The 23,232-nt window shown below is 41.0% G+C and carries 19 protein-coding genes, 1 tRNA gene and 1 pseudogene; 11 read left to right on the top strand and 10 right to left on the bottom strand.

Annotated elements, in window-relative coordinates; translation table 11 throughout:
• Positions 1–464 precede the first annotated feature (464 nt).
• The 3 genes and pseudogenes from CVS81_RS06835 (at position 465) to CVS81_RS06825 (ending at position 4,264) form a co-directional block, all read left to right on the top strand.
• Positions 465–1,562 (top strand): PepSY-associated TM helix domain-containing protein, encoded by a 1,098-nt coding sequence (locus CVS81_RS06835; RefSeq protein WP_107965510.1) that lies wholly within the window; start codon positions 465–467, stop codon positions 1,560–1,562.
• Positions 1,543–3,656, top strand: a pseudogene (locus CVS81_RS06830) (TonB-dependent siderophore receptor). The gene CVS81_RS06835 and the pseudogene CVS81_RS06830 overlap by 20 nt, the downstream one beginning before the upstream one ends.
• Positions 3,657–3,751: 95 nt before the next feature.
• Positions 3,752–4,264, top strand: coding sequence for a chemotaxis protein (locus tag CVS81_RS06825; protein WP_107965509.1), 513 nt, complete (start codon positions 3,752–3,754; stop codon positions 4,262–4,264).
• On the opposite strand, the gene CVS81_RS06820 is transcribed toward CVS81_RS06825, so the two are convergent.
• The 5 genes from CVS81_RS06820 to CVS81_RS06800 all read right to left on the bottom strand — a co-directional run bounded on the left by CVS81_RS06820 (position 4,261) and on the right by CVS81_RS06800 (position 9,264).
• Positions 4,261–5,835, bottom strand: coding sequence for a Na+/H+ antiporter (locus CVS81_RS06820; protein WP_107965508.1), 1,575 nt, complete (start codon positions 5,833–5,835; stop codon positions 4,261–4,263). The genes CVS81_RS06825 and CVS81_RS06820 overlap by 4 nt on opposite strands.
• Before the next feature lie 332 nt (positions 5,836–6,167).
• Positions 6,168–6,255, bottom strand: a tRNA-Ser gene (locus tag CVS81_RS06815).
• A 43-nt stretch (positions 6,256–6,298) separates the two neighbouring features.
• A complete protein-coding gene (locus CVS81_RS06810; protein ID WP_107965507.1) occupies positions 6,299–6,781 on the bottom strand; it encodes a GNAT family N-acetyltransferase in 483 nt (160 codons plus the stop codon).
• Between the two features lie 2 nt (positions 6,782–6,783).
• Positions 6,784–7,587, bottom strand: a complete 804-nt coding sequence (locus tag CVS81_RS06805; protein ID WP_087583657.1) for a M48 family metallopeptidase — start codon at positions 7,585–7,587, stop codon at positions 6,784–6,786.
• 708 nt (positions 7,588–8,295) lie between these two features.
• On the bottom strand, positions 8,296–9,264 hold the full coding sequence (locus CVS81_RS06800; protein WP_107965506.1) for a putative transporter: 969 nt from the start codon (positions 9,262–9,264) through the stop codon (positions 8,296–8,298).
• 109 nt (positions 9,265–9,373) lie between these two features.
• Here CVS81_RS06800 and CVS81_RS06795 point away from each other — a divergent pair, with 109 nt between their 5' ends.
• The gene (locus CVS81_RS06795; RefSeq protein ID WP_107965505.1) at positions 9,374–9,820 is read left to right on the top strand and encodes a DUF411 domain-containing protein; all 447 of its coding nucleotides are present in this window, start codon (positions 9,374–9,376) and stop codon (positions 9,818–9,820) included.
• Between the two features lie 39 nt (positions 9,821–9,859).
• Here CVS81_RS06795 and CVS81_RS06790 read toward each other — a convergent pair whose 3' ends face one another.
• Positions 9,860–11,173, bottom strand: a complete 1,314-nt coding sequence (locus CVS81_RS06790) for a sodium-dependent transporter (protein WP_107965504.1) — start codon at positions 11,171–11,173, stop codon at positions 9,860–9,862.
• 170 nt (positions 11,174–11,343) lie between these two features.
• Here CVS81_RS06790 and CVS81_RS06785 point away from each other — a divergent pair, with 170 nt between their 5' ends.
• Positions 11,344–12,684: a hemolysin family protein gene (locus CVS81_RS06785; protein ID WP_021086551.1), complete on the top strand. Its 1,341-nt coding sequence runs from the start codon at positions 11,344–11,346 to the stop codon at positions 12,682–12,684.
• Positions 12,685–13,129: 445 nt separating this feature from the next.
• Here CVS81_RS06785 and CVS81_RS06780 read toward each other — a convergent pair whose 3' ends face one another.
• The 3 genes from CVS81_RS06780 to CVS81_RS06770 are packed head-to-tail and all read right to left on the bottom strand — an operon-like array spanning position 13,130 to position 15,278.
• Positions 13,130–13,801 (bottom strand): sugar transporter, encoded by a 672-nt coding sequence (locus CVS81_RS06780; RefSeq protein ID WP_107965503.1) that lies wholly within the window; start codon positions 13,799–13,801, stop codon positions 13,130–13,132.
• Positions 13,802–13,810: 9 nt separating this feature from the next.
• Complete coding sequence (locus tag CVS81_RS06775; RefSeq protein ID WP_107965502.1) at positions 13,811–14,704, bottom strand: DUF3137 domain-containing protein; 894 nt, start codon at positions 14,702–14,704, stop codon at positions 13,811–13,813.
• Positions 14,705–14,714: 10 nt separating this feature from the next.
• The gene (locus CVS81_RS06770) at positions 14,715–15,278 is read right to left on the bottom strand and encodes a LemA family protein (RefSeq protein WP_107965501.1); all 564 of its coding nucleotides are present in this window, start codon (positions 15,276–15,278) and stop codon (positions 14,715–14,717) included.
• Positions 15,279–15,436: 158 nt separating this feature from the next.
• On the opposite strand from CVS81_RS06770, the gene CVS81_RS06765 reads away from it, so the two are divergent.
• The 3 genes from CVS81_RS06765 to CVS81_RS06755 are packed head-to-tail and all read left to right on the top strand — an operon-like array spanning position 15,437 to position 17,435.
• Positions 15,437–16,282 (top strand): fumarate hydratase, encoded by an 846-nt coding sequence (locus tag CVS81_RS06765; RefSeq protein WP_009295312.1) that lies wholly within the window; start codon positions 15,437–15,439, stop codon positions 16,280–16,282.
• A 9-nt stretch (positions 16,283–16,291) separates the two neighbouring features.
• The gene (locus CVS81_RS06760; RefSeq protein WP_002942950.1) at positions 16,292–16,852 is read left to right on the top strand and encodes a Fe-S-containing hydro-lyase; all 561 of its coding nucleotides are present in this window, start codon (positions 16,292–16,294) and stop codon (positions 16,850–16,852) included.
• Positions 16,853–16,895: 43 nt separating this feature from the next.
• Positions 16,896–17,435, top strand: coding sequence for an L-cystine-binding protein TcyA (locus tag CVS81_RS06755; protein ID WP_107965500.1), 540 nt, complete (start codon positions 16,896–16,898; stop codon positions 17,433–17,435).
• Here the strand turns inward: CVS81_RS06755 and CVS81_RS06750 are convergent.
• Positions 17,413–17,886, bottom strand: a complete 474-nt coding sequence (locus CVS81_RS06750) for a hypothetical protein (protein WP_002942954.1) — start codon at positions 17,884–17,886, stop codon at positions 17,413–17,415. The genes CVS81_RS06755 and CVS81_RS06750 overlap by 23 nt on opposite strands.
• A gap of 94 nt (positions 17,887–17,980) precedes the next feature.
• Here CVS81_RS06750 and CVS81_RS06745 point away from each other — a divergent pair, with 94 nt between their 5' ends.
• The 3 genes from CVS81_RS06745 to CVS81_RS06735 all read left to right on the top strand — a co-directional run bounded on the left by CVS81_RS06745 (position 17,981) and on the right by CVS81_RS06735 (position 22,891).
• Positions 17,981–18,355: a RidA family protein gene (locus CVS81_RS06745; protein WP_021090165.1), complete on the top strand. Its 375-nt coding sequence runs from the start codon at positions 17,981–17,983 to the stop codon at positions 18,353–18,355.
• A gap of 86 nt (positions 18,356–18,441) precedes the next feature.
• Positions 18,442–19,500 (top strand): retention module-containing protein, encoded by a 1,059-nt coding sequence (locus tag CVS81_RS06740; RefSeq protein WP_107965499.1) that lies wholly within the window; start codon positions 18,442–18,444, stop codon positions 19,498–19,500.
• Positions 19,460–22,891, top strand: coding sequence for an Ig-like domain-containing protein (locus CVS81_RS06735; protein ID WP_107965498.1), 3,432 nt, complete (start codon positions 19,460–19,462; stop codon positions 22,889–22,891). Before CVS81_RS06740 ends, CVS81_RS06735 begins: the two co-directional genes overlap by 41 nt.
• The last annotated feature ends 341 nt before the right edge of the window (positions 22,892–23,232 follow it).

The following is a 23,232-nucleotide window of genomic DNA, read 5'->3' as shown; positions in this document are numbered from 1 at the left end:
TAACTTTTAAATAAACCACGTTTAATAGTAATAAAAATGAAATTTCAAATGTGATTTTTGCTTTCATGCAAAAGCATATATTTTACCTTTTTAAAAGAGAAATTTCTTTAGAAAATGCCTAAATATCGTAATTGACTTTAGTATTACGTAGAATTTCTTTTTTATTAACTAAAAATTTCATTAAAATTTATATTTAAATAATAACATTTCATCGTCCTAAACGGGCCCTCCTTTTTGTAGCGGTTAAGACTTTGCTTCCCCCTTTTCTGGCTTTTCCGCTTACACAAAGAGGAGTTGTCTCTCTTTTTATATCAAATTTTTTACCTTTATAAACTCAAATTTCACAAACGTTACTTTCTTTTTAAAATTATATTTTGATAATGGTTTTAAAAATTATAAAAGCAAAAATCTTATAAAATTGCGAGCTATTATCAAAACTAATTTTTAAAAAGGTGGCTAAAGGGGTGAAATTTTTAAATTTAAAGCTTTTTTACAAGGTGCATGCATATTTGTCGCTTCTCTTTTTTATCCCGCTTGTCGTAGTTTGCTTTAGCGGTGCGATCCTGGTTTATAAAGATGAGCTAAACAGCCTTTTTTACCCAAATATCGTAAATGTAAATTTAAACAAAGAAAATTTGAGCAAAAGGATCAGCTTTGATGAGCTAAGAGATATCGTCGCAAGCGAGCTTAGCGGCTACGAGATGGTTGGCATAAACATCGATGCAAACCCTAAAAAATGTGACAAGATTTGGCTAATTGAGCATAACGACAGCAAAAAAGAGTGGAAATTTATCTATTTTGACGCTTTTAATGGCAAGATAAAGAGCGAGCCACTTGCGCATGATAAGGGATCTTTCGGAGTTTTGACGCATATCCATGAGGAGCTTTTGCTTGAAAAAAGTGGCAATGTTATCCTCTTTCTAACAGCTATTTTTACATTTTTTATCTGCATTAGCGGCTTTGTGATCTACCGCAAATTTTGGCTAACTCTGCTTAGACTGCGCGTAAATGGCCTAAATGTTTTCATGAATGACATCCACAAGATAATAGGCATTTTTTGCACGCCAGTTTTGCTTCTCATTTGCATAAGTGGCGCTTGGTGGGAATTTCAGATGGCACGCGCGCCAGAGTTTAAAAATGACTTCGTAATAGACACAAAAATTTACAACAAAAGTTTATCCCTTGATGAGCTGGTGGCTCGTAGCAAAAAGGATATAAAAGGATTTGAGCCACACTTCATCTCGCTGCCTTTCATGCAAGGAGCAAACATCCGCATCTTTGGCTACGTGATGTGGCAAAGTTTCTTGCATAACGAATACTCAAGCGTGATCACCTACGACAAAGAAAGCGGCAAACTAGTTAGCGTCCTAGACATAAAAAATGCAAATTTAAGCGAGAAAATCCTCTCAGCCTTTAGGAGATCGCACTTTGGAAACTACAACCAAACTACGAAATTTATCTGGTTTATAGTGGGCATCTCGCCGTTAGTTTTGAGTATCTCAGGGCTTTATCTGTGGTTTAGAAAATTTAAAAGGAGAAAAAATGAAAAAAATTTTATTTAGCTTAGTTGCTTTAAATTTGGCATTGCCTCAAATTTACGCTAGTGAAAATGACAAGGTTTTAGAAGCGGTCGATGTCGTGGAGAGCGAGCGAAGAGACGATGCAAACTACTTTGCAAAAGAGCTTGTAAAGAGCACAACAAGGCTAAATTTAACCTCTCGCCAAACGCCCAGTCGCTAACCGTGCTAACAGAAGCAAGGCTAAAAGATCAAGGCATCAAGGACTATCAGGTGCTTCTTAGAAATATCCCAGGCGTCACGCTAAATAAATGGGACGAGCGCGTATATCCGACGGCTCGTGGCTTTAAGATAGATTATTACTTGCTTGATTCGATGCCTAGCTTTGGCGGCTTTAGCCTTGGCGCAAATGATATGAGCTTGCTACCTTATGAAAGAGTCGAGGTGGTAAAAGGAGCAAATGGCCTACTTGCAGGCGCTGGCAATCCAGCTGCAAGCTTAAATTTCATAAGAAAAAGAGCAGACTCAAAGGAGCTAAAAGGAAATTTTGGCATAAGTGCAGGCTCATACGATAGATACGGCGTAAATGGCGATGTGCAAACGCCAGTAAATGAGAGCGGAAGCGTTAGAGCAAGGCTATCTTTTATGCATGAGAAGTCGCACTCTTATATGGATTATTACAACCGCAAAAATAGCGCGATTTATGGCGTAGTCGATAGCGACATAGGCGATAACTCATGGCTTAGCCTTGGTGCGTTTTATCAAGAGCTAAGACGACGTGGCGTTAGGTGGGGCGGCATGCCAGCATTTTACGTAGATGGCTCTAGGACAAATTTTAGTAAAAATGAAATTTTCTCTCAGCCTTGGACTAGGTGGGACATAAAAACGCTTGATTTTTACGCTGATTTTAAGCACTACTTTGAAAATGAAGCGAGCTTAAATTTAAGCTACTCATTTAGACGGGCAAACACTGACTCAAATTTACTCTACTACGGCGGAGCGGTAAATTTAGATGGCACCGGCAATATGAGTGGTCTTAGCGCCTATGCAAACAAAAGAGAGGAGAATATCCATAACTTCGATGCATACGCAAATATCCCTTACGAGATAGCAAATTTATCCCATGAGTTTGTCTTTGGCGCGATGTATAACAACTATAAAAAAAGTAGCGATAAGGTAAGTAGCTACTGGTTGCAAAGGACTACGCCAGCTGGGCTTGCTTATACGGCTAGAAGTAGGATAGACTTTAAAAATTTACACCTTGATGATCCAAAATTTCCTTACGAAGATCAAAATAACAAAGACAAAACCATACAAAAGGCATTTTACGCGGCAAATAAACTATCAATCACCGATGAGCTTAAATTTTTGCTAGGTGCTAGGGTGAGCTACTACAAATACGAGATCGAGGGCGGCAAAGACAATAGAAATTTCACAAATGAGATCACGCCATATCTTGGCGTCACTTACGACATCGGAGCAAACCACACTCTATATGCTAGCTACACGAGCATATTTAAACCCCAAAGCGTAAAGGACGCAAACGACAAGTATCTTGATCCGATCCAAGGCAAGGACTATGAAGTGGGCATCAAAGGCGAGTATCTTGACGGGGCGCTTCAAGCAGGTCTTGGCGTCTTTAAGATCGTGCAAGATAAGCTTGGCATAGATACTGGCAAGATAAATCCAGCGACAAATGCCAAAATATATGAGGCTGGCAAGGGTGTGACAAGCAGGGGCGTCGAGCTAGATCTAAACGGCGAGATCACTAAAAACTTAAGCCTAAGCTTTGGTGCAACGCACTTTAACGCAAAAGATGCTAATGGTGAGAAATACGCCACCGACTCATCAAGAAGTACGGCAAATTTATTTGCAAAGTATGAATTTAGGGACTTTAGAGTAGGGGCTGGAGCTATGTATAAGAGCAAAATTTACACTGGCAAAGGCGTAGGTGAGATCACACAAAAGGGCTACACCTTGGCAAATTTGATGTTTGGATATAAATTTGCTAAAAACTTTGACGTGCAGCTAAATATCGACAATCTCTTTAATAAAAAATACTACGAGGGCATCGGCAAAAACATGATGGTTTATGGCGATCCACGCACATTTAATCTCAGCTTTAACTACAAGTTTTAGTTAAATTTACTCTAACGCGCCAGCTAAATTTCTAGTTGGCGCTCTTCATTTTTTGCATAGTAGGTGTATAATTTCAAAAAACTAAGGAATTTGCATTGCTTAAAGTAGAAGTGATATATAAATTTTGTCTTGTTTGCGCTCTTGCTTGTGGGATCTGCCTGCTTGCATTTACTGGGCTAAATTTCGCCATGGGTGATTATAGTGAGTGGATGATGAGCGCGCACAAATTTGCAGGGGCTTTGATCGTTTGTGCCGTGATCTTGCACCTTTTTAACCGCAGAAGAAAGCTAGTAAAGCTCGTAAATGAGATAATAGATGTCACCACGCAGCGCAGAAATCCAACTATATGCAACATGGACCGCATCATCGCCTCGCTTGAGCCTTACACTATCAGTGAAATTTCACGCATGCTTGGCTTTGACGAGACTGAGTTTTGCAAGAGTTTGCGCGAAAATGATGTTAAATTTAATGACGCTAGCCAAACTTTACGCCAGATCGCGAGGCTAAACGATGAGAAGATATTTTTCGTACTCGTTCTCATCGTCGAAGCCAAATTTGGTAAGAGATTTTGCGGCGCGGTAAGCTGCAGCGTCGGGAGAAAATTTTAGTACTCGCTATGCTCCTGCCACCTTCGCTCCTCAAGGTCGATGTGATACAAAAAGATCCTGATGATCTCTTCGTCGATTTTTGGGTCTTTGTTTAGCTCACGAAGCGCCTTTCGCTGCTCATTTAGGATCTCAAAATAGGTCTGCCTGACCTCGTCGCTGATCTCGAAATTTTCATTTGAAAGCTCGAAATTCCAAACTTCTTTGAGTTTTTGGAACAAGAAATTCTCCTCATTGCAAAATTTCTCGCTTTGAAATTTAAGCGAAGCCTCGGCAAGTGCCTTTTTTATCTTGATCCTTGCAAGCTCATTTGGCATGTGGTCGTTAAAGTCTGGAAATTTGACACTTTTTATAAGTAGCGGCAGAGTTAGTCCCTGAACTACGAGCGTTAGCAAGATAACGACAAAGGTGATAAACAAGATGAGATCTCTATGTGGAAACGGCTCGCTACCAGCCATGGCGGGGATAGAGAGTGCCGTAGCTAGCGAGACTACGCCCCTCATGCCCGCCCAACCGACGATCAATGGTGCGGCTTTGCCAGGGTTGCGATCGTCCGCCACGCTGATATAGCGCTTCATAAACATCGTGATATAAACGGCTCCATAAGATGACATGAGGCGGATAACGATGAGCACGGCAGTGACCAAAACGCCGTAAGAGACCGCCTCAAAGAGCGAGACGCCGCTACGCTTTAGCCCTGCTAAAATTTCAGGCAGATCAAGGCCGATCATGGTAAAGGCAAGGCCGTTTAGCAAGAAAATAAGGTTGTACCAAACGGGGAAAGCGTGGATCCTTGTTGAAGCGGTTAAAATTTCGTTTCGTTTTGTCGAGAGGTAAAGTCCGCCGCAAACTACCGCCAAAACGCCGCTCGCGCCAAGCTCCTCAGCTAAAATATACATAACATAAGGCGTCGTGATCGTCATGATCGTATCGCTGTTCTCATCGGTTGGCAAGGTCTTATGCAAAAAGTAGGCTACTAATGCCACCACAAGACCGACCAAAACACCGCCAGCCACCATCCAGACAAAGCTTGCAGCCGCCTTGTACCAGATAAACTGCCCAGTAGTCACTGCCACTGCGGCAAAGCGAAAGATGATGAGCGATGATGCGTCATTTAAAAGGCTCTCGCCTTCTAAAATAGCGCTGATCCTGCGCGGGGCTTTGACAAATTTAAGGATAGCTGCCGTGCTCACCGCGTCTGGTGGCGAGACGATGGCGCCAAGCATGAAGCCAAGGGCGAGCGAGAAGCCAGGGATCACTAAATTTGCTATCAAAGCAACTGCTGCTGCGCTTATGAAAACCACGATAAAGGCGAAACTGCCAATCATTCGGCGCCATTTATAGAGCTCTTTTAGCGAGTTTGCCCACGCAGCCTCATAAAGAAGTGGCGGCAAAAATATGATGAAAATAAGCTCTGGATCGATCTTGATACTTGGTAAATTTGGCACAAAGCTAATGGCAAGCCCGCCAAGGACTAATAGCACAGGATAGGCGACCTTTAGGCGGTTTGAGACCATCACTAAAGCGATAATGATAGCTAGTAAAGCCAAAAATAGTAGTAAGTGTTCAATCATCTTTTTCCTTTAAATTTTATTTTTTGTTGATGCCTAGGCTATCTTTTATGCCAAAGCTACCCTATCAGGCATCATATGATCAAATTTGCGATAAATTTTCTTGAAATTTGGTCATTTTCGTTTTTAAATTTCTCCCTTTTTTGTCCAGCTCGTAACCTCGTAGTCTATCTCGTTGGCACAACTAAACCACTACGGACGTATCAGCGTGTAGTGAGTCTATGTAGGAGCTTAAAGCACATCCATAACGTAGCCACCAAGGCTTTTGCTAGCGCCTAAGAGTAAAATTTTCATACCTATCCTAAGCACTAGGTAAATTTGATAGGTTTAAAAAATGGCGGGCAGAGAGAGATTCGAACTCTCGGTGAGTTGCCCCACACACGCGTTCCAGGCGTGCTCCTTAAACCGCTCGGACATCTACCCAAGAAGAAGGTGATTATATCTTCATTTGCTTAATGCTTGGCTTTTAGAGCTTTAGCCCCAAGATAACGACATCTTTGTACTCATTATCCATCAGGCAAACGCCAGGCAGTTCGCCCCATTTTTCAAAGCCAAATTTCAAAAAGAGCCCAAGGCTTGCTTCGTTTTTGCTAAAGATTAGTGCGATGATATTTTTTAAATTTAGCTCTCTAGCTTTGTTTATACTGTGGGCTAAAAGCTGCTTGCCGATACCATTTTTAAGAGCCTTTTTAGCGACATAGATGCTTATCTCTACGCTTATATCGTAAGCGATCTTGGGATTGAAGTCACTTAGCGAGCAGTAGCCTAAAATTTCATCATTTTCTTTGTAGATAAAGATAGGGCGCGAGCCGCCGTGGGCGTTAAACCAAGGCTCTCGCTCCTTTGTGCTAACTGGCCGCATATCAGCAGTCGCAGTTCTTTCTAGTATGTAGTCATTATAAATTTTCGTGATCGCTTCAAGGTCGCTTAAATTTGCTCGCTCGATCAAGCCTAACCTTTTTTTGCCGCTTGATAGATCGGTTCAAGCTTTGCTGCGATCTCTTTTAGATCCTTGATCCTGCTCTCGTTTGATGGGTGAGTGCTTAAAATTTCAGGCACTTTGCCACCACTCATCTTGCTCATCTTAACCCAAACTTCGACCGCCTCTTTTGGATCGTACCCAGCTCTTGCCATTAGCTCAGTGCCGATGTGATCAGCCTCGGTCTCGTGTGAGCGAGAAAATGGCAGTGAGATGGTGTATTGGCTAGCTAAATTTAGAGCGCTTGCGCCAAGGTCGCCAAGTCCGGTGGCGGTTGCGACTGCGAAGATGCCGATGTTTTTGAGCTGGTCGGTGCTCGCTTGCTCCCTGCTGTGCTCTCTAAGCGCGTGGGCGATCTCGTGACCCATGACCGCTGCTAGCTGTGCATCTGTCAAATTTAACTTTTTAATAATACCGCTATAAACGACGATCCTGCCCCCTGGCATGCACCAAGCATTTAGCGTATCTTCGTTTATGACATTCACTTGCCACTTCCATTTTAGGGCATCCTCTCTGAAAACGCCAGTTTGCGCGATCAGCCTTTTTGCGATATCTTGAACCCTTTTTGTGAGGATCGGATCGACGTTTAGCTCGCCCTTGCTTCTAGCAGCTGTGAGCGTCTTGACGTAAGCTTGAGCCGAGCTTTGCTCCATCGCTTCAGAAGATACTAGCATGAACTGCTTGCGATCTGCGCCCACGACGCCTGACTTTGTGACGCTCGTGCAGCCAGTGATAAGCATGCTAGCTGTTAATAACGTAAGTAAAATTTTTTTCATTTTCATCCTTTTTGGATTAAAATTTGGCGTATTATAGCTTGTGTTGGATATGCATTGTTAAACGAGGAGTGAAATTTAAATTTTGCGATTTCAAAAATAGAAATTTACTATCGCGCAAATTTTAAAATTTCATTTACTCGCAAGAATTGACTACTAAAATTTGGCTTCGCTTACAGCTTAGCTCAAATTTTAGAGCCGAAATTACTCGCTCATGAAATTTTAAAATTTACTTGACACTTATATGAATTGACGAAGCAAATTTACAAATTTTAAAACTTTACTCACTCGCCTTAGCAGACTACTAAATTTAGGTCTCGTAGCCACTCGCCACTAAATTTAGAGCCGTGATATGCTCGCTCATAAATTTTAAAATTTGTCAAACACTTGTCCTATAATAGATCGCATGCAGTGCGAAGCACATTTGCATGCACTTTGAACGTGCGAGGGGATTGGGGGATTTTAAAGGGGGATAAGGGGACGGCTTTGCTTCACAAGCTCGCAACTGCAAGCAGAACGTAATTCAAGTCCCATTGTCTCCCTTTTGATAAATTTACATCTCAAAGTAAATTTTAAAATTTCACTCACTCGCAAGAATTGACTACTAAAATTTGGCTTTGCTTATCGCTTAGCTCAAATTTTAGAGCCGAAATTACTCGTTCATGAAATTTTAAAATTTATCAGAGTTTCTTCAGTATGTAAATTTAACCCCTACGCTTTATAGTCTATATTTCTCTCAAATTCTCTCAAACGCTTATTGACCGATCTTAGCTCCGTTATCGTCGTCCAGTTATCAATAAAGACACTAAAACTCTCTCTGACCTGCGAGAAAGCATTGCTAGCTTGGATCAAAACACCAAGCGTGATGACGCCGCTAAATAGGCCATTTCCCATGATGATGTAAGGTACGATGACAAGAATTTGCGAAAACGAGATGAGCCAGAGATTAAAGTAGCCGTAGTGCAAAAATAGCTTGTAGTAGTTTAGCTTGACCCCTGTAAAAAGCTCTAGCATAACGTTTGGCTGGCAAAATTTGAGCTTATCATCCTCGCCATAAACTAGCTCTTTTCTAAATGCAGCCTCCGCTTTTTGGTTGTTATACTCAAGGTGTGGCAGCTTTATGCCCACAAACCACGATACAATGAGGCCTCCGACGCTAATTAGTAGCGCGATATAAACTAGTGAGCCCTCGATGTCCTTGATGAAAGGTAGGCTCACGCTTTTGCTTAGCTCCCAAAGCACCGGTATAAAGGCAATCAGCGTCATAAATGCCTTTAAAACCTGCACGCCAAGGCTCTCCATGATCTTAGCAAAGCGATAAACGTCCTCTTGGATACGCTGCGAGCTACCCTCGATGTCGTTTTGGCAGTTTCGCCAAAATTTGAGATATTTAAAGGTCATCGCCTCCCTCCAGCGAAAGACCCAGTGGCTCGCAAAGAACGATATCACCGTGTAGGTCACGACGTAAGGCATGGCAATCTTTATGAAATTTAATATCTCGCGCCAAAACTCATCTACTTTGTGATCCTTTGAGTTTTGCACGATGTCGTAGAAATTTTTATACCACTCGTTGATGCGGACGTTTAGATGTGTTTGATAGACAAGTAGTAAGATGATAAATAGCGCTCCGCCGTAAGCCCAAAGCGCCCATTTTTTGTCTTTGAAAAATGATGAAAACATAAAGTGCCTTTTGTAAATTTTGGCAATTATAGCAGGCAAGGTTTAAGCATTTATATAAAATTTAAACCCAAACTATATCATTTTGCAAATTTTAACGTAAAGGAAAATGATGAAGAAATTTGCATTTTTAGCTCTTAGTCTTTGTGCGACCTTAGCACTTGCGGCCGATATGAAGGTCTATAAAAGCCCAACTTGCGGTTGTTGTGGCAACTGGGCGAGTGCTATGCAAAAAGCTGGCTTTAGCGAAGAGACCATAAAAGTAGATGATATGGTTAAGGTTAAAAAAGAATTTCACGTGCCACTAGAGCTTTCAAGCTGCCACACAGCTATCGTTGATGGCTACGTTATCGAGGGTCACGTGCCAGCTGATGAGGTCAAGCGCCTGCTTGAGCTTAAACCAAAAGATGTCGTTGGTATCGCAGTGCCTGGCATGCCTATGGAGAGTCAAGGTATGGAGCAAGGCGGTAAAGCCGAGCAATACGACATCATACTCTTTAAAAAAGATGGCTCGCAAGAGGTCTTTGCTACTTATATCGGCTCTAAAAAGCTAAAATAACTTCAAATTTAGACTTAGCTCGTCTTTTGATGGGCTAAGTTAAAAAGAAATTCCCTTGCTAATGGCGATGATGCAGAGCAAAAAGGCTATTGGCACATAGATAAATTTACCCACAAAGTACCAAAATGAGCCGTAAGTTTTATTTGCTCCTGAATTTACCTCGTCTAAAATTTCTTCTTTTTTGATGATCCAAAACCAAGATATTGCGCCGATGACTGCGCCGATCGGGATGATATAGATAGAGACAAAGTCCATCCAAGGTCCCCAGCTGCTAATAGGCTCCATAAACGCTCCAACCCCAAAGCAAACCACGCAAAGCAGAGCAAGCACCCAAAATCTACTAAGGCGTGGGAATTTATGCATAAGTGACTCAGCTACCACTTCAAACATATTTTGAAGCGAGGTGATACCGCCAAAGATGACTGCAGTAAATAGTATGATCGCAAAAATTTGACCGCCGATCATATTTTGTAAAATTTTAGGAAGCGTTACGAAAAGTAGCTTTGGACCCTCAGCTGGATCCATAGCGTAGGCAAAGACCGCTGGGATCATGACAAGCGCTGCCACAAGGGCTGCAAGCGTGTCAAAAAATGCCGTAGTTTTTGCACTTGCAACGACGTCTTCGTTCTTTGAAAGATATGCTCCATAAACTATCATGCCAGAACCCGTGATAGAGAGCGAGAAAAAGGCTTGACCCATCGCAGTGACCCACACCATCGGATCTTCAAGCTTGCTAAAATCAGGGATAAATAGAAATTTATACCCCTCAAATGCGTTTGGAAGCATCGCGACATTTATAGCCAAAATGGCAAATAACACGAAAAATAGTGGCATCATGATTTTATTAGTTTTTTCGATGCTTTTTGCTCCAAAAAATAGCGTAAGAAGCGTGCCAACGATCACTATAAAGTGATATGGCAGGACTGAGTACTCATAAAGCGCAAATGAGTTAAACCAAACATTTGTATCAACGCTCATAAATGAGCCAGTAAGCGCCTGAGTAAGGGCTTTTAGCACGTAAGCGATGATGACAGCGTAGCCGATGGCTATGCAAAGCGAGCCAGCAAGTGGGAGCCAGCCAACGATGCTGCCGATGACGCCTAAATTTCTACTTTGCCAAGCAAATTTATATGATCCTAGCGTGCCAGTCTTTGCGCGTCTGCCGATCGCATACTCTGCGCTTAAGCCAACGTAAGAAAAAAGTGCCACAAAAAAGATGTAGATGAGTAAAAACGCTCCACCACCATTTGTGCCAAGCTTGTAAGGAAAGCCCCAAACATTTGCCATACCAACGGCTGAACCAACTGAGGCTAGTATAAAAGCCCAGCGTGATGAAAAATTCTTTTTGCTCATTGTAAAATCCATAAATTTAGTGATGAAAATAATGTTACCAAAATATGATTTAAGAACTTTTTATAAATCTTAAATTTAAGAAAAGTTGTTACTTTTGGGCGCGGCTAATTTGACCGCTAAATATAAATTCGCTATAATCAGCCAAAATTTTTAACTCTTAAGGATCATAATTGTACCCCAGTAGCGATAACTCGCTTTTAATGGTAATACTTGCCATTATATTCATTTTACTAAACGCATTTTTTGTTTTGTCGGAATTTTCCCTTGTCAAGGTTCGCAAGTCTAGACTTGAAGAGCTTATCAAAGAGAAAAAGCCAAACGCCCAGCTTGCTTTTGAGATGTCAAACAAGCTTGATACCTATCTTAGCGCCACTCAGCTTGGCATCACGCTAAGCTCGCTCGCCCTTGGTTGGATCGGTGAGCCAGCAGTCGCAAGGCTCATAGAAGCCCCACTTAAAAATGTTTTTAATCTTAGTGATATCTTAGTTCATACAGTCGGCTTTGCGATCGCATTTACGCTTATCACGCTACTTCACGTCGTTATGGGCGAGCTTGTACCAAAGTCAGTCGCCATAGCCAAATCAGAATCAGCAGTGCTTAAAATCGCTCGTCCGCTTCACTTTTTCTGGATACTGTTTTCGCCTATCATAAAGCTTTTTGACATCCTAGCTACATCTGGACTTAAAATTTTAGGCATCCAGCCAGCAAAAGAGAATGAGCTAGCGCACTCTGAAGAGGAGATCAAGATCATCGTTGGTGAGAGCTTAAAGGGCGGCGTGCTTGATAGCTTTGAGACTGAGCTTATCAAAAACGCAGTTGATTTTAGTGACACGGTCGCAAAAGAGGTTATGACGCCAAGACGCGACATGATCTGTATAAACAAACAAAAGAGCTTTGAAGAAAATTTACAAGTCGTTTTTGAGTCAAAATATACTCGCTATCCTTATATAGACGGCTCAAAAGATATCATTTTGGGCATGATACACATTAGAGATATCTTGCAGCTACACTTTAGCGAGGATAAAGAGAAGAGTTTTGATGCGATCGTGCGTAAATTTGTCATCGTGCCTGAGAGCCTTTCTATATCAAAGGTGCTTGTGATGATGAACAAGGAGCAAATTTCAGCTGCGCTTGTCGTTGATGAGTACGGCGGCACGGCTGGACTTCTTACGATGGAGGATATCATGGAGGAGGTGCTTGGCGACTTTAACGATGAGCATGACGAGGTCGATCAACACTACAAAAAGATAAATGAAAACATCTATGAATTCCAAGGCAGATATGATCTAGAGAGTGTTGAGGAGCTTCTTGGCATAAGCTTTGATGAAGAGACCGATCAAGTCACGATCGGCGGATATGTCTTTAACCTTATCGGTCGTTTGCCAGTAGTTGGGGATAAGATCGAGGATGAAAACTGCTACTATGAGGTGAGAAAGATGGATGGAGCTAGCATCTCACGCGTAAAAGTTAGAAAAAAGATAAAAGAAGAAGAGGAGCCTGCTCAGGCTTAGTTTATAAATTTAATGGCTTTTTGAGCCATTAAATTTAACCTCACAAATCATAAAATAGGGCAAATTTAAGTGGCATTGCGCTTTTTAAAGACTTTAAGCCATCAAATTTAGTCTCACAAAATCACAAAATTTAAAGTGGCACTACGTTTTTAAATAGCCCTAAACTCTAAAGGCGTCACTAACACCTTTTTCATAAATTTGGTTATAAATTTTAAAATGGCTTGTGAGTTTTAAAATTTATCAACTGCTCGCAAAAGTAGCCGAGTAATATTGCTTGTGATATTTAAATTTACTAAAGTTAATTAGCCTTGGCTCGTAGATACGATGTCACGAAATTTCGTTATAAATTTCTCTATCGCGCTCATCTAGGCTGCAACAAGAGAGCCAAATTTCTTTTGTTAAATTTTAAAACGCCTCTTAATAGCTCTTTTGTGGCCAAATTTGCTTATCTATTTTTATGGCTAAATTTATCTTGATAAAAGCGTGCTAGATCTTTGCCATGCTTTAATGCTAGCTCGTAGTATGGCATATCTGGATCCTCGCCTATCATCTCATAGAGCTTTTTACGAAGCTCTGGCAAAAGGCGAAGATCGCTATAATCTATCCTATCTTTATACGCTGGCAAGCCTTGTAAAAGCAGGGCATTTGAGTAGTTTATGCCACCAGTTTTAGTGCCAGTAATGTTAAATTCATTCTCATATTGCGCGCGAGTTAAGCCAGTTGGTATGCTAAGCTCTCCCCGTTGTAGGCAAATTTTATCATTGCTACTGATGAGATACTCTGGAAATTCTAGCTCTTTGTAGTTGATATCTTCGTGATCATAATAGACCCACTTTATAGCGTCTTTATTTTTGCGGTTGAAACTGCTTTTGTAGATGAAGCTACCAGGGATTATAAATTCACGGCTTTTTAGCACTGGCGTATCTGCTATATCTTTATAAACAGCAACCAAGTAGCAGTCACTAAAAAAATCAAGCGGCCAAAGAAGCCCCTCATTCGCTCGCTTTACAAAACGGTTCATGATATCAGCTAAGATCTTGCCAAAGAAAAATTTCTTGTAGTAGTCATTATAGACGTAAAATATGTCGCCTTCTTTGAGCTTTGTCTTATCTGGCATTTTATAAATTTAGCTCTTCCAGATGTTTTTGTTTAGCTCCAGATCGCGCATGATCTGCAAAAAGTCGCTGATACTTGAGATGTAGTTTTGCACACTCTCATTGCTATTTAGTGGCATTTGAAGATCAGGCTCAAAGCTATCCTTTCTAAGATCGATCGCGATGAAAATTTCATTTTTTAAAAACGCTGCCGAGAGTGGGGCATTAAATTTAGTTCTTAGAGTGGTTAAATTTTCCATCAGCTTTGGCGTCAGAGCATATCTTGCAGCGATCTGATCAGTCGTGTAGGTCTTAAAAAGCTCATTAAATTTAGGGTTATCCATCGTCGCTTGTTCGCCCTCGCTTCTTAGATCAGAAGTTTGCTTTTTATCGCAGACGTAGATCGTGGCGTTTAACTCTTTTTTAAACTCAGCCTTTAGCAAAATACCTTGAAATTTTACCGTCGTATAGGTGCCTCCTTTGCTGGATCTTGTCTCCTCTGCTGCATAAAAATCGCAAAGCTTAAACTGTGTGTTATCGATCTGTCCGTAGATCATATCTTCTGCATTGTGTCTATTTACATAAACGTCATAAATTTTAAAAAAATCATCCAATTTTAACCCACTATAGGCATTGAAATTTAGACCATAGCTTTTTACGATTACGCCAACTACTTTTTCTTTAAAATTTAATGTAAGCTCTTTTTTTAACTCACTTATTGTCTTGCCAAGATAAAAAACTCCGCCTATTAGCAAAAAGAAAAATAAATTTCCAAGGTGCAATGAGGCTAAAATGCCACCTGTAACTATGGCGCCAAGGAAGCCATAAACGATCATTTTAAAGGCTTTTTTCCCCATGGCAAGGCGCTCTTTTTCAAGCTCGTCAAGGTCGCTTAGATCGATGCCCTTTAGTTCGTCTGCTTGCATTTTTTATGCCTTATTTTTTAAAAAGATCACCGACGTTTGGAGCAACTGCTTCATTTTCAGGGATATCAAAAAATACATCTTTGTGAAAGCCAAACATTGAAGCTACGATGTTTGAGGGAAACATCTGTATGGCGTTGTTGTAAATTTCAATGGCTGAGTTGTAAGCACGTCTGGCAGCTGAAATTTGCTCTTCAATCTCATTTAGTGTGCTTTGGATGTGAAGTAAATTTTGATTTGCTTTTAGGTCTGGGTAGTTTTCTACGCTCACTCTTAAACCATTTAGCAAGCCTGAAATTTTGTTATTTAGCTCAAATTTCTCCTCATTTGTAGAGGCGCTTCTAGCACTCTCTCTAAGGGCAGTGATGTTTTCTAGTAGGCTCTTTTCATGCACCATGTACTCTTTTGCAGTAGCTACTAAATTTGGTATGAGGTCATATCTTCTTTTTAGCTGTGCGTCGATGCCAGCCTCCACGCTTTTTACCTGGTTTTGCTTTGCAACAAGTGAGTTGTAAAGGCTGATGAAAAAGACAAAAATGACTGCGATAACAAGTATCACGATGACGAACGAATTCATAACTTTTCCTTTGAAATTTAAGTTTGTTGTAGTTTATCCAAAGTTGCTTAAGAGTATTTAAACACCGAGGTTGGGTGATTAAATTTAATATTATAATTTAATCTTAAATTTTACATATAATTTATATAATTAAAAATTGTTTTTTACGAGGAGGATAAATGAGAACGGTAAACGTAAAAGATATAAAAGAGACTGTTGCAAAGCTTTGCAAACAAGCCTGTTACGTCGTTACACCAGATCTAAAGGCTGCTTTTACAAAAGCTCAAACCACTGAGAGCTCATCTCTAGGTAAAGATATCTTGGGCAAAATTTTGCAAAATGCCAAGCTAGCAGAAGAGGGCGTTGCGCCTATTTGCCAAGATACAGGTATGACGGTTGTATTTGTCGAGATCGGTCAGGATGTGCATATCGAGGGCGGATATATCGAAGATGCGATCAACGAAGGCGTTGCGAAGGGCTACACTGAGGGCTACCTTAGAAAATCAGTCGTTGCTGAGCCACTTTTTGAGAGAAAAAACACCACAAACAACACTCCAGCAGTCATCCACACTAGGATCGTCCCAGGCGATAAGCTAAAGATAAAAGTCGCTCCAAAAGGCTTTGGTAGTGAGAACAAATCAATACTAAAAATGCTTGTGCCAGCTGATGGCATAGAGGGCGTTAAAAAGGTATTTTTAGAGGCTGTAAAATACGCTGGACCAAACGCTTGCCCTCCAATGACAATAGGCGTTGGCATAGGCGGCACCATGGATAAAGCTGCACTTCTAGCCAAACAAGCTGCAGTTCGTCCAGTAGATAGCAAAAATGCCGATGCTAGATATGCAAAACTTGAAGATGAGCTTCTTGAGCTTGCTAGCAAAACAGGCGTCGGTCCTCAAGGACTTGGCGGCGATACAACCGCTATAAAAGTAAATGTCGAGTGGTATCCAACTCACATCGCAGGCCTACCAGTAGCCATAAATATCAACTGCCACGCTGCACGCCACGCAGACGCCGAGCTTTAAGGAGATAACATGTCAGAAGTAAAAAGAATAACAGCACCATTTGATAAAGAGGTGGTAAAAAGCCTAAAAGCAGGCGACAATGTCCTAATCTCAGGCACTATCATCGCTGCTCGTGACGCCGCTCACAAGGCGCTAACAGAGGCTCTAGCACGTGGCGAGAAGTTGCCAGTTGAGCTAAAAGGCGAGACTATCTACTACGTCGGACCAACACCAGCTAAACCAAACCAAGCTATCGGTGCAGCAGGCCCAACAACAAGCGGCAGAATGGACAAATACACACCAACTATGATAAACGAAGTTGGCATAAATGGCATGATCGGCAAAGGCTACCGAAACGACGCCGTAGTTGATGCGATGAAAAAATCATGCTGTGTTTATATGGTCGCTATCGGCGGCATCGGAGCGGTCATTAGCCAAAGTATCAAAAAATATGAAGTACTAGCCTATCCAGAGCTAGGACCAGAGGCAGTCGCAAGGCTCACAGTCGAAGACTTCCCAGCGATAGTCGCTATCGACTGCGAGGGCAATAACTTCTACGAAGTAGGCCAAGCACCTTATAAAAAAATCTAAATTTGATCCGCTAGCAGCCTAAGCTAGCGGAATTTCTCCCAAAATGAAAACTTTTTGCAACGATCAAGCAAAGCCACTACTTAGATTTTTTACCAAAACCAAAAGTGAAATTAGAAATTTAAAGCTAAAGCAAATTTTAAACGAGGGCTTTATCTTAAAACCCCAAGGGATATTTTTAAAAGCTGCCATAAGAAAAAGGCAGAAATTTGAGCAAAACAAGACGCAAAATGAGTGGTCACTAAATGAGATAGTAGTTTTTGAAAGCGAGTATGAAAGCCCTGAAGAGTACTTTAGCGACGTGGGGTCGTTTGTAGTGAAGCTGGCTGATAAATTTAGAACAAGTGGCATTAGCGAGAAGATGGTGCTTGCTGTTTCGTTTCAGGCACTGCAGTTTGTCACACTGGATAGTGAGGAGTTTAAATTTATATACGAGGACTACGATGAGAGCACAAACTCCGCTCACATTAAAATTTACGCCAAAAGAGAAAACGACGAAATTTTACTATATAAAGATAGGATAGGGGGCTACAAAACTGAGGCGCTAATCGTTTACGAGGTGGCTAGTAGTAGCCAAGACACATAGTCTCAGTCAGTTTTATGCGCTTTTCAAAGGGCGCTGGCGAGAAAAATTTGCACTTTTCTATATAAATTCTATACGAGTAGCTAAGCTTAAAATCATCATAAAATTTCTTTAAATTTAAAAATTTGATACCGCAAATTTCATGAAATTCAAAAAGCTCATAAATTTTCGAGCCATTTTTCGCCACGAGGTGGGATGGGGCAAGTGAGGTAAATGAGCAAAAAACGCCAGTTGGCACGAGGCCATTTAAGGGCGTGCAAGCTTGCAAAGCGCTTGCAAATTTCTCTGGGACACTCTTTTTTCTAAGAAAAACGATGCGCGAGTTTTCAAATTTAGCGCTGATCGCATTTTTCCAAAAGAGATAGGCGTTTGATGAGATGCCCGCGTTTTTGGCAAGCTGCGCGCCAAGCACGTAGTCATCTAAAAATTCGTTTGGTGCAAGGGTTATTTGCATCTTTGTCCTTTTGAAATTTTGCTCATTATAGCCTTTGGTGCCTAAAAATTTAGAAATTTATAGTAGGATTTTGCCAAATTTCAAAGGAGAAGATATGAAAAAACAAATTTCAACAAAAAACGCCCCACAAGCGATCGGACCATATTCTCAGGCGATTAGCGCGAATGGATTTTTATTTATCTCAGGTCAGCTTGGTGTCACACCAGCAGGCGAGTTTGCAGGCAGTAGCGTAGAGGCTCAAGCTGAGCAATCACTTACAAATTTACAAAATATTTTGGCTGAGGCTGGACTTAGTTTTGATAATGTCGTAAAGACTACGATCTTTTTAGCAGATATGGCAGATTTTGCCAAAGTAAATGTCACATACGCTAAATTTTTCAAAGAGCCATATCCAGCTAGAAGCACGGTGGCTGTGAAGACTTTGCCAAAAGATGCACTTGTAGAAATTGAGGTTATCGCAGCACAATAATGTCACAACTGTACCCAAGTACAATATACAAAGAGGATTAAAATGTCTTAAAATTACGTAAAATTTATTTTACGATAAGTATAGACATGCAAACTCAAGTAGGAGTAATCAAACAAATCTCAGGCTTAGTGGTAGCTGTAAATCAAAATGGCGTTAGCCGCGTTTTAAAAGTTGGCGACGCTTTATATCTTGTGGAGGTTATAAAGACCTCTTCAGCTTCTTCTAAAGCCGTAGTTTCAATGGACAATGGCAAAGATGTCACCATCTTGGGTGATGAGTCGTTAAAACTTGACGAAAATGTAGCTGCAGGACAAAATTCAAATAAAGTAGCCGATGTTAGCGATTTGCAAAAAGCGTTGTTAAACGGCGAGGATCTAACAAAACTAGAGGAGACTGCCGCTGGTGGTAACGCAGCCGCAGCTGGTGGCGGAGATGGCGTTAGCCTTGGTGCGGCGTCATTTGATGAGGGCGGTCACTACTCAAATATCAATGAAAATTTCCGCTCTATAGGTGATCTAAACAGCGCAAGGGGTGCTGAGAGGATAGGCGGCGTAAGCGGCGCAGCCGATAATGCTGGTGGTGACGCTGGTTTTGTAGATACTACTACCCCAACAGTAACTCTAGATCCAATTAACAACACTTCAACAGTAGTAACTGGTAAGGTTCCAAATCCAGATCCAAATACCACTGTAATTGTTGAAATTCCTGGTCATACCCCAGTTACAGTTCCAGTAAATCCTGATGGTACATTTAGTGTTCCTACACCAAATAATGAACCACTAAAACCAGGTACTGAGGTAAAAGTTACTCCAAAAGATGATGCAGGCAATGGTACACCAGTTACTACTCCAGTATCAGACGTTGTGCCGCCGCAAGTAGATCTTACTCCAAAGGCTGACGGCACAGTTGATGTGGTGCCTCACGACAATGACGCGACAAAAGTTGAAATTTCATACACAGATAATGGTGGCAACACGCAAACTATAACCGTGGTCAAAAACCCAAGCGCTGGCTGGGTTGTAGATAGCACTCCTGGCAAGACGACAGCTCCAACAGGTGCTTTTAAGCTTGATCCACATAGTGGCAAGGTCACTATCAGCGACAATGCGACAAAAGACAACACTCCAGACCGCAAAGGCTACTGATGGCGCTGGCAACACAGCCACAGGCGAGACTACTGCTCCAGATAAATTTACTATCAAATTTAATGATGATGCAGATGGCAACGGCACTATCACAAGAGGCGAGAACTATGCTGAGGATGGCGCAAAAGCTACTGTAACCATCAGTATACCAAACCTTGCAAAGGATGGCAGCAAGATCCGTGTCGTAGGCACTGGTATAAATGACTATTACACAGTTCATAAAGATGCTAGTGGCAATATTACAAGCGTTATAGATACAAAAGGCAACAATGTATTTGACGGCGATAATGGCTTTAATGTTGAGTACACATACAACGATGTTCAAACAGTTTATGGATATCCTGCAAATATAACAGCTCAGTTAGAAGGCACAACCCTTAAAGCTACTTCAAGTGTTAAATTTGAAAATGTTGGCAAGGCTGAAGTTAAATTTGTAGAGCTTGATGAGCATGGCAATGTTCTAAATGAAAAATCAGATCAAATAACAAATCAAAATAGAAATACAGCTATGCTAGATGGCGATATCAACCACACCACAGCACGCATCTCACTACCTGAGAATGTTCAAGATGGCGATGTCGTAACTGTAAAATATGGATATGGACCAGATGCAGCCTCTCTTGCAAAAACAGGTGGCATAGATACGACTGCTTATAAATATTTCTTAGTTCATAAAGCAGCTGATGGCTCTATGACAGTTGATCAGATCACTTCAGAGACTGATAAGACACCTATAAAAGCTGGTCTTACATCTACAAATGGCGCTGGTGAGAAATTTGGTATAGATATCCACGATATGCCAACAACTACCTATAATCATACACACTCACGTGGTATAGAAGTGAGTATAAAAGGTGATGATCATGCAGATAAATCTAACGGAAATACATGGATATTTAGAGATAGCATGGAGGCTCCGAAGGTTGAATTTATAGAAGGTAACAAAGTTTATAATCCAAGTGTTTCAGGAAGTGGCTCAGGAGCACTAAATGCTGGTATAAGCGTAGCTGACGCTATAAAGGACGGCGATATCAGCCACACTACAGCTCGCATAACATTACCAAAAGTGTTCTCAGACGGCGATAAACTAACAGTTGCTGTAACTGACTACAACAAAATTTATGCTGACACTGGTGTAAAACAATACCCAGCAAATAACCCAGAGCCAACATTTGTTAAGGCATTTATCATTCACAAAGCGGCTGACGGCACTGTGACTTTTGACGAGGTCGATACAGCTGGCAATGTCACACATGCAGGCATCCCAGCGCTAAATAATAATGCTATCGAAATAACTGGCGTGCCACTATATAATATGTATGAAAATGGCGTTGTGAAGTCAGATTATGTCCATGCAACAGGTGTTAATGCTACTATCACAGACCACCTTAACCTAAATGGCAACGATAGTGGAAGCAATACAGGCTATGCATTCTTAGCGAACGTAAATGTTGTCACTATCACAGAGGTGATCGACGACGTTGCAGGCGGTATAGATCACGGCAATGTCAAAGATAACGACGTAGTGGTAAATGGCGTAACTAAAAAAGGCCTAACAAACGATAGTACTCCGACATTTAACGGCAAGGCGGACCCTAACTCAGTAGTAGAGCTATACGATGGCACTACTAAGATAGGTAGCACAACAACTGATAAATTTGGCAACTGGTCTATCACTCCGGCCACTCCACTTGGTGAAGGTGCTCATAGTATCACAGCCTCATCTCCAGCCACAAATGCGACCAAGGCTTCTGACCCAGCTACTATAACAGTAGATACAGGCACTAAGGTTACACTTGATAGCGTTATCGATGATGTTGCAGGTGGCGTTGTAAATGGTAATGTTAAGGGCAATGATGTGACAGTCGATGGCAAAACACTAAAAGGCCTAACAAACGATAACACACCAACTCTATCAGGCAAGGCAGAGGCTGGCTCAACTGTAGAGATCTTTGATGGTACAAACAAGATCGGTCAAGTAGAGGCAAAAGGTGATGGTTCTTGGAAATTTGAAGTAAGCAATCCGCTTAGCGACGGCGAGCATGAGCTTAAAGTAAAAACTACTGACAAAGCTGGCAACACAGCCGAGGCTGCTCCAGTAACCATAACTGTTGATACGAAAGTGACAAATTTAAAAGTCGAATGGATAGATGATCTCAACAATGATGGTAAATTTAGCTGGAGTGAGAATTTAAATCCTGAGCACGCAGGACGTATAGCTTGGAAAGCATATCTTCCAAACGATGGTACAGTTAAAGTTGGTGATGTTATGCACTATATGTGGGGTGGACCAGGTGCTACTGGTGAGCTAACTTATACTATAAAAGCCGAAGATATAGCAAAAGGCTATGTGGGCTTTGTAAAACAAAATATGATTCAAGGAACATGGGAACATATTCCTTTTGGCAAGGATTCTGATGGTAAAGTTTTTGAAGCTTGGGCATATCTAACAGACGCTGCTGGAAACAAAGGATCAACAGGCAAAGATGAGATAGTCTTTGACTTTAGTGATGCACCTACTATTATAAATGCTAGCGCTATTTATGGCACAAATAGAACAGGCTTGTTACTTGATGACAATCCAAAAAGCGCAAGCGCTGTTAATATCGAAGCACAAGGTAAAGCAGTAGAGCTAGATGTTAAAACATTCACTCATAGAGCAGATGTGAAACTAGGTGATGGTGACGATATAGTAACGGTGCATAAGAGCGGCGGTGTTTGGGGTGACATGGTAGAAGACTCAAAACTAAATTTAGGCAATGGAGATAATATCTTAAAAGTAGAGACAAATATCGATAGAGCATCAGTAATTGCTGGAGATGGTTATGACAACGTCAAAGTCGATGGATATATAACAAATCGCTCTTATGTAAATTTGGGCGATGGCAACAATACATTAACAGTTGGAACAAATATAGATCATAGTACTGTAGAAACTGGAAGTGGAAACGACACCATCAAAGTTGGTAACTATATCCATTACTCTACTATAAAGCTAGGCGCAGGCGATGACTCATTAACGATTGCAAAGTCAGATATGCAAGGTAATGATATAGATGGTGGCACTGGTTATGACAAATTAGCTATCACAAATCCAGGAACATCTATAAATTTAGATAGCATCGCAGATCATGCACATAACTTTGAGGAGCTTAATATCTCTAACAAGAGCCAAAATACTACTTTAAGCGTAAAACTAAGTGATGTCATAAGCTTAACAGATGGTGATAATACACTAAAAATAACAGCTGATGCTGGAGACAAGGTAGAATTTAAAGATGCTGGCTGGCAAAAAGGTGCATCAACTGACGGCTATACCGCATATACAAATGATACTAGCGGAACAACTGTTACTATCGAGATCAAGGACGAAGTAACACAGCCTATGTAATCATAGATGTAAATTTGCTATCAAAGTGGTGGCGTTAAATCAAACGGAGAGCAAGGAAGCTCTCCAAATTTCTACATAAAAAATAAAATTTAAATTTGTAAAATATTTTGCAATTATTTCAACTATTTTTAAGCATCCCTCATATATAATTCCAGCTCACGAAACGAGAAACCACCTTTAACTTCAACGTTAATAAAGCCTTTTTCTTATCGTTGTTCTTTTAACTTACAATTGTTAAACTATTAGTCAATCTTTGAAATCTAAACAAGTGATCGATTGAGCCAGTCTATTATGATTAAATAATAGATTAGACAAACTAATATAAAAACTAAAAGTTTTTT

This window comes from Campylobacter concisus, assembly GCF_003049065.1.
Classification (GTDB): Bacteria; Campylobacterota; Campylobacteria; order Campylobacterales; family Campylobacteraceae; genus Campylobacter_A; species Campylobacter_A concisus_BE.
The sequence above is the reverse complement of the archived record's forward strand: the minus strand, read 5'-3'. Positions and strand labels throughout refer to the sequence as shown.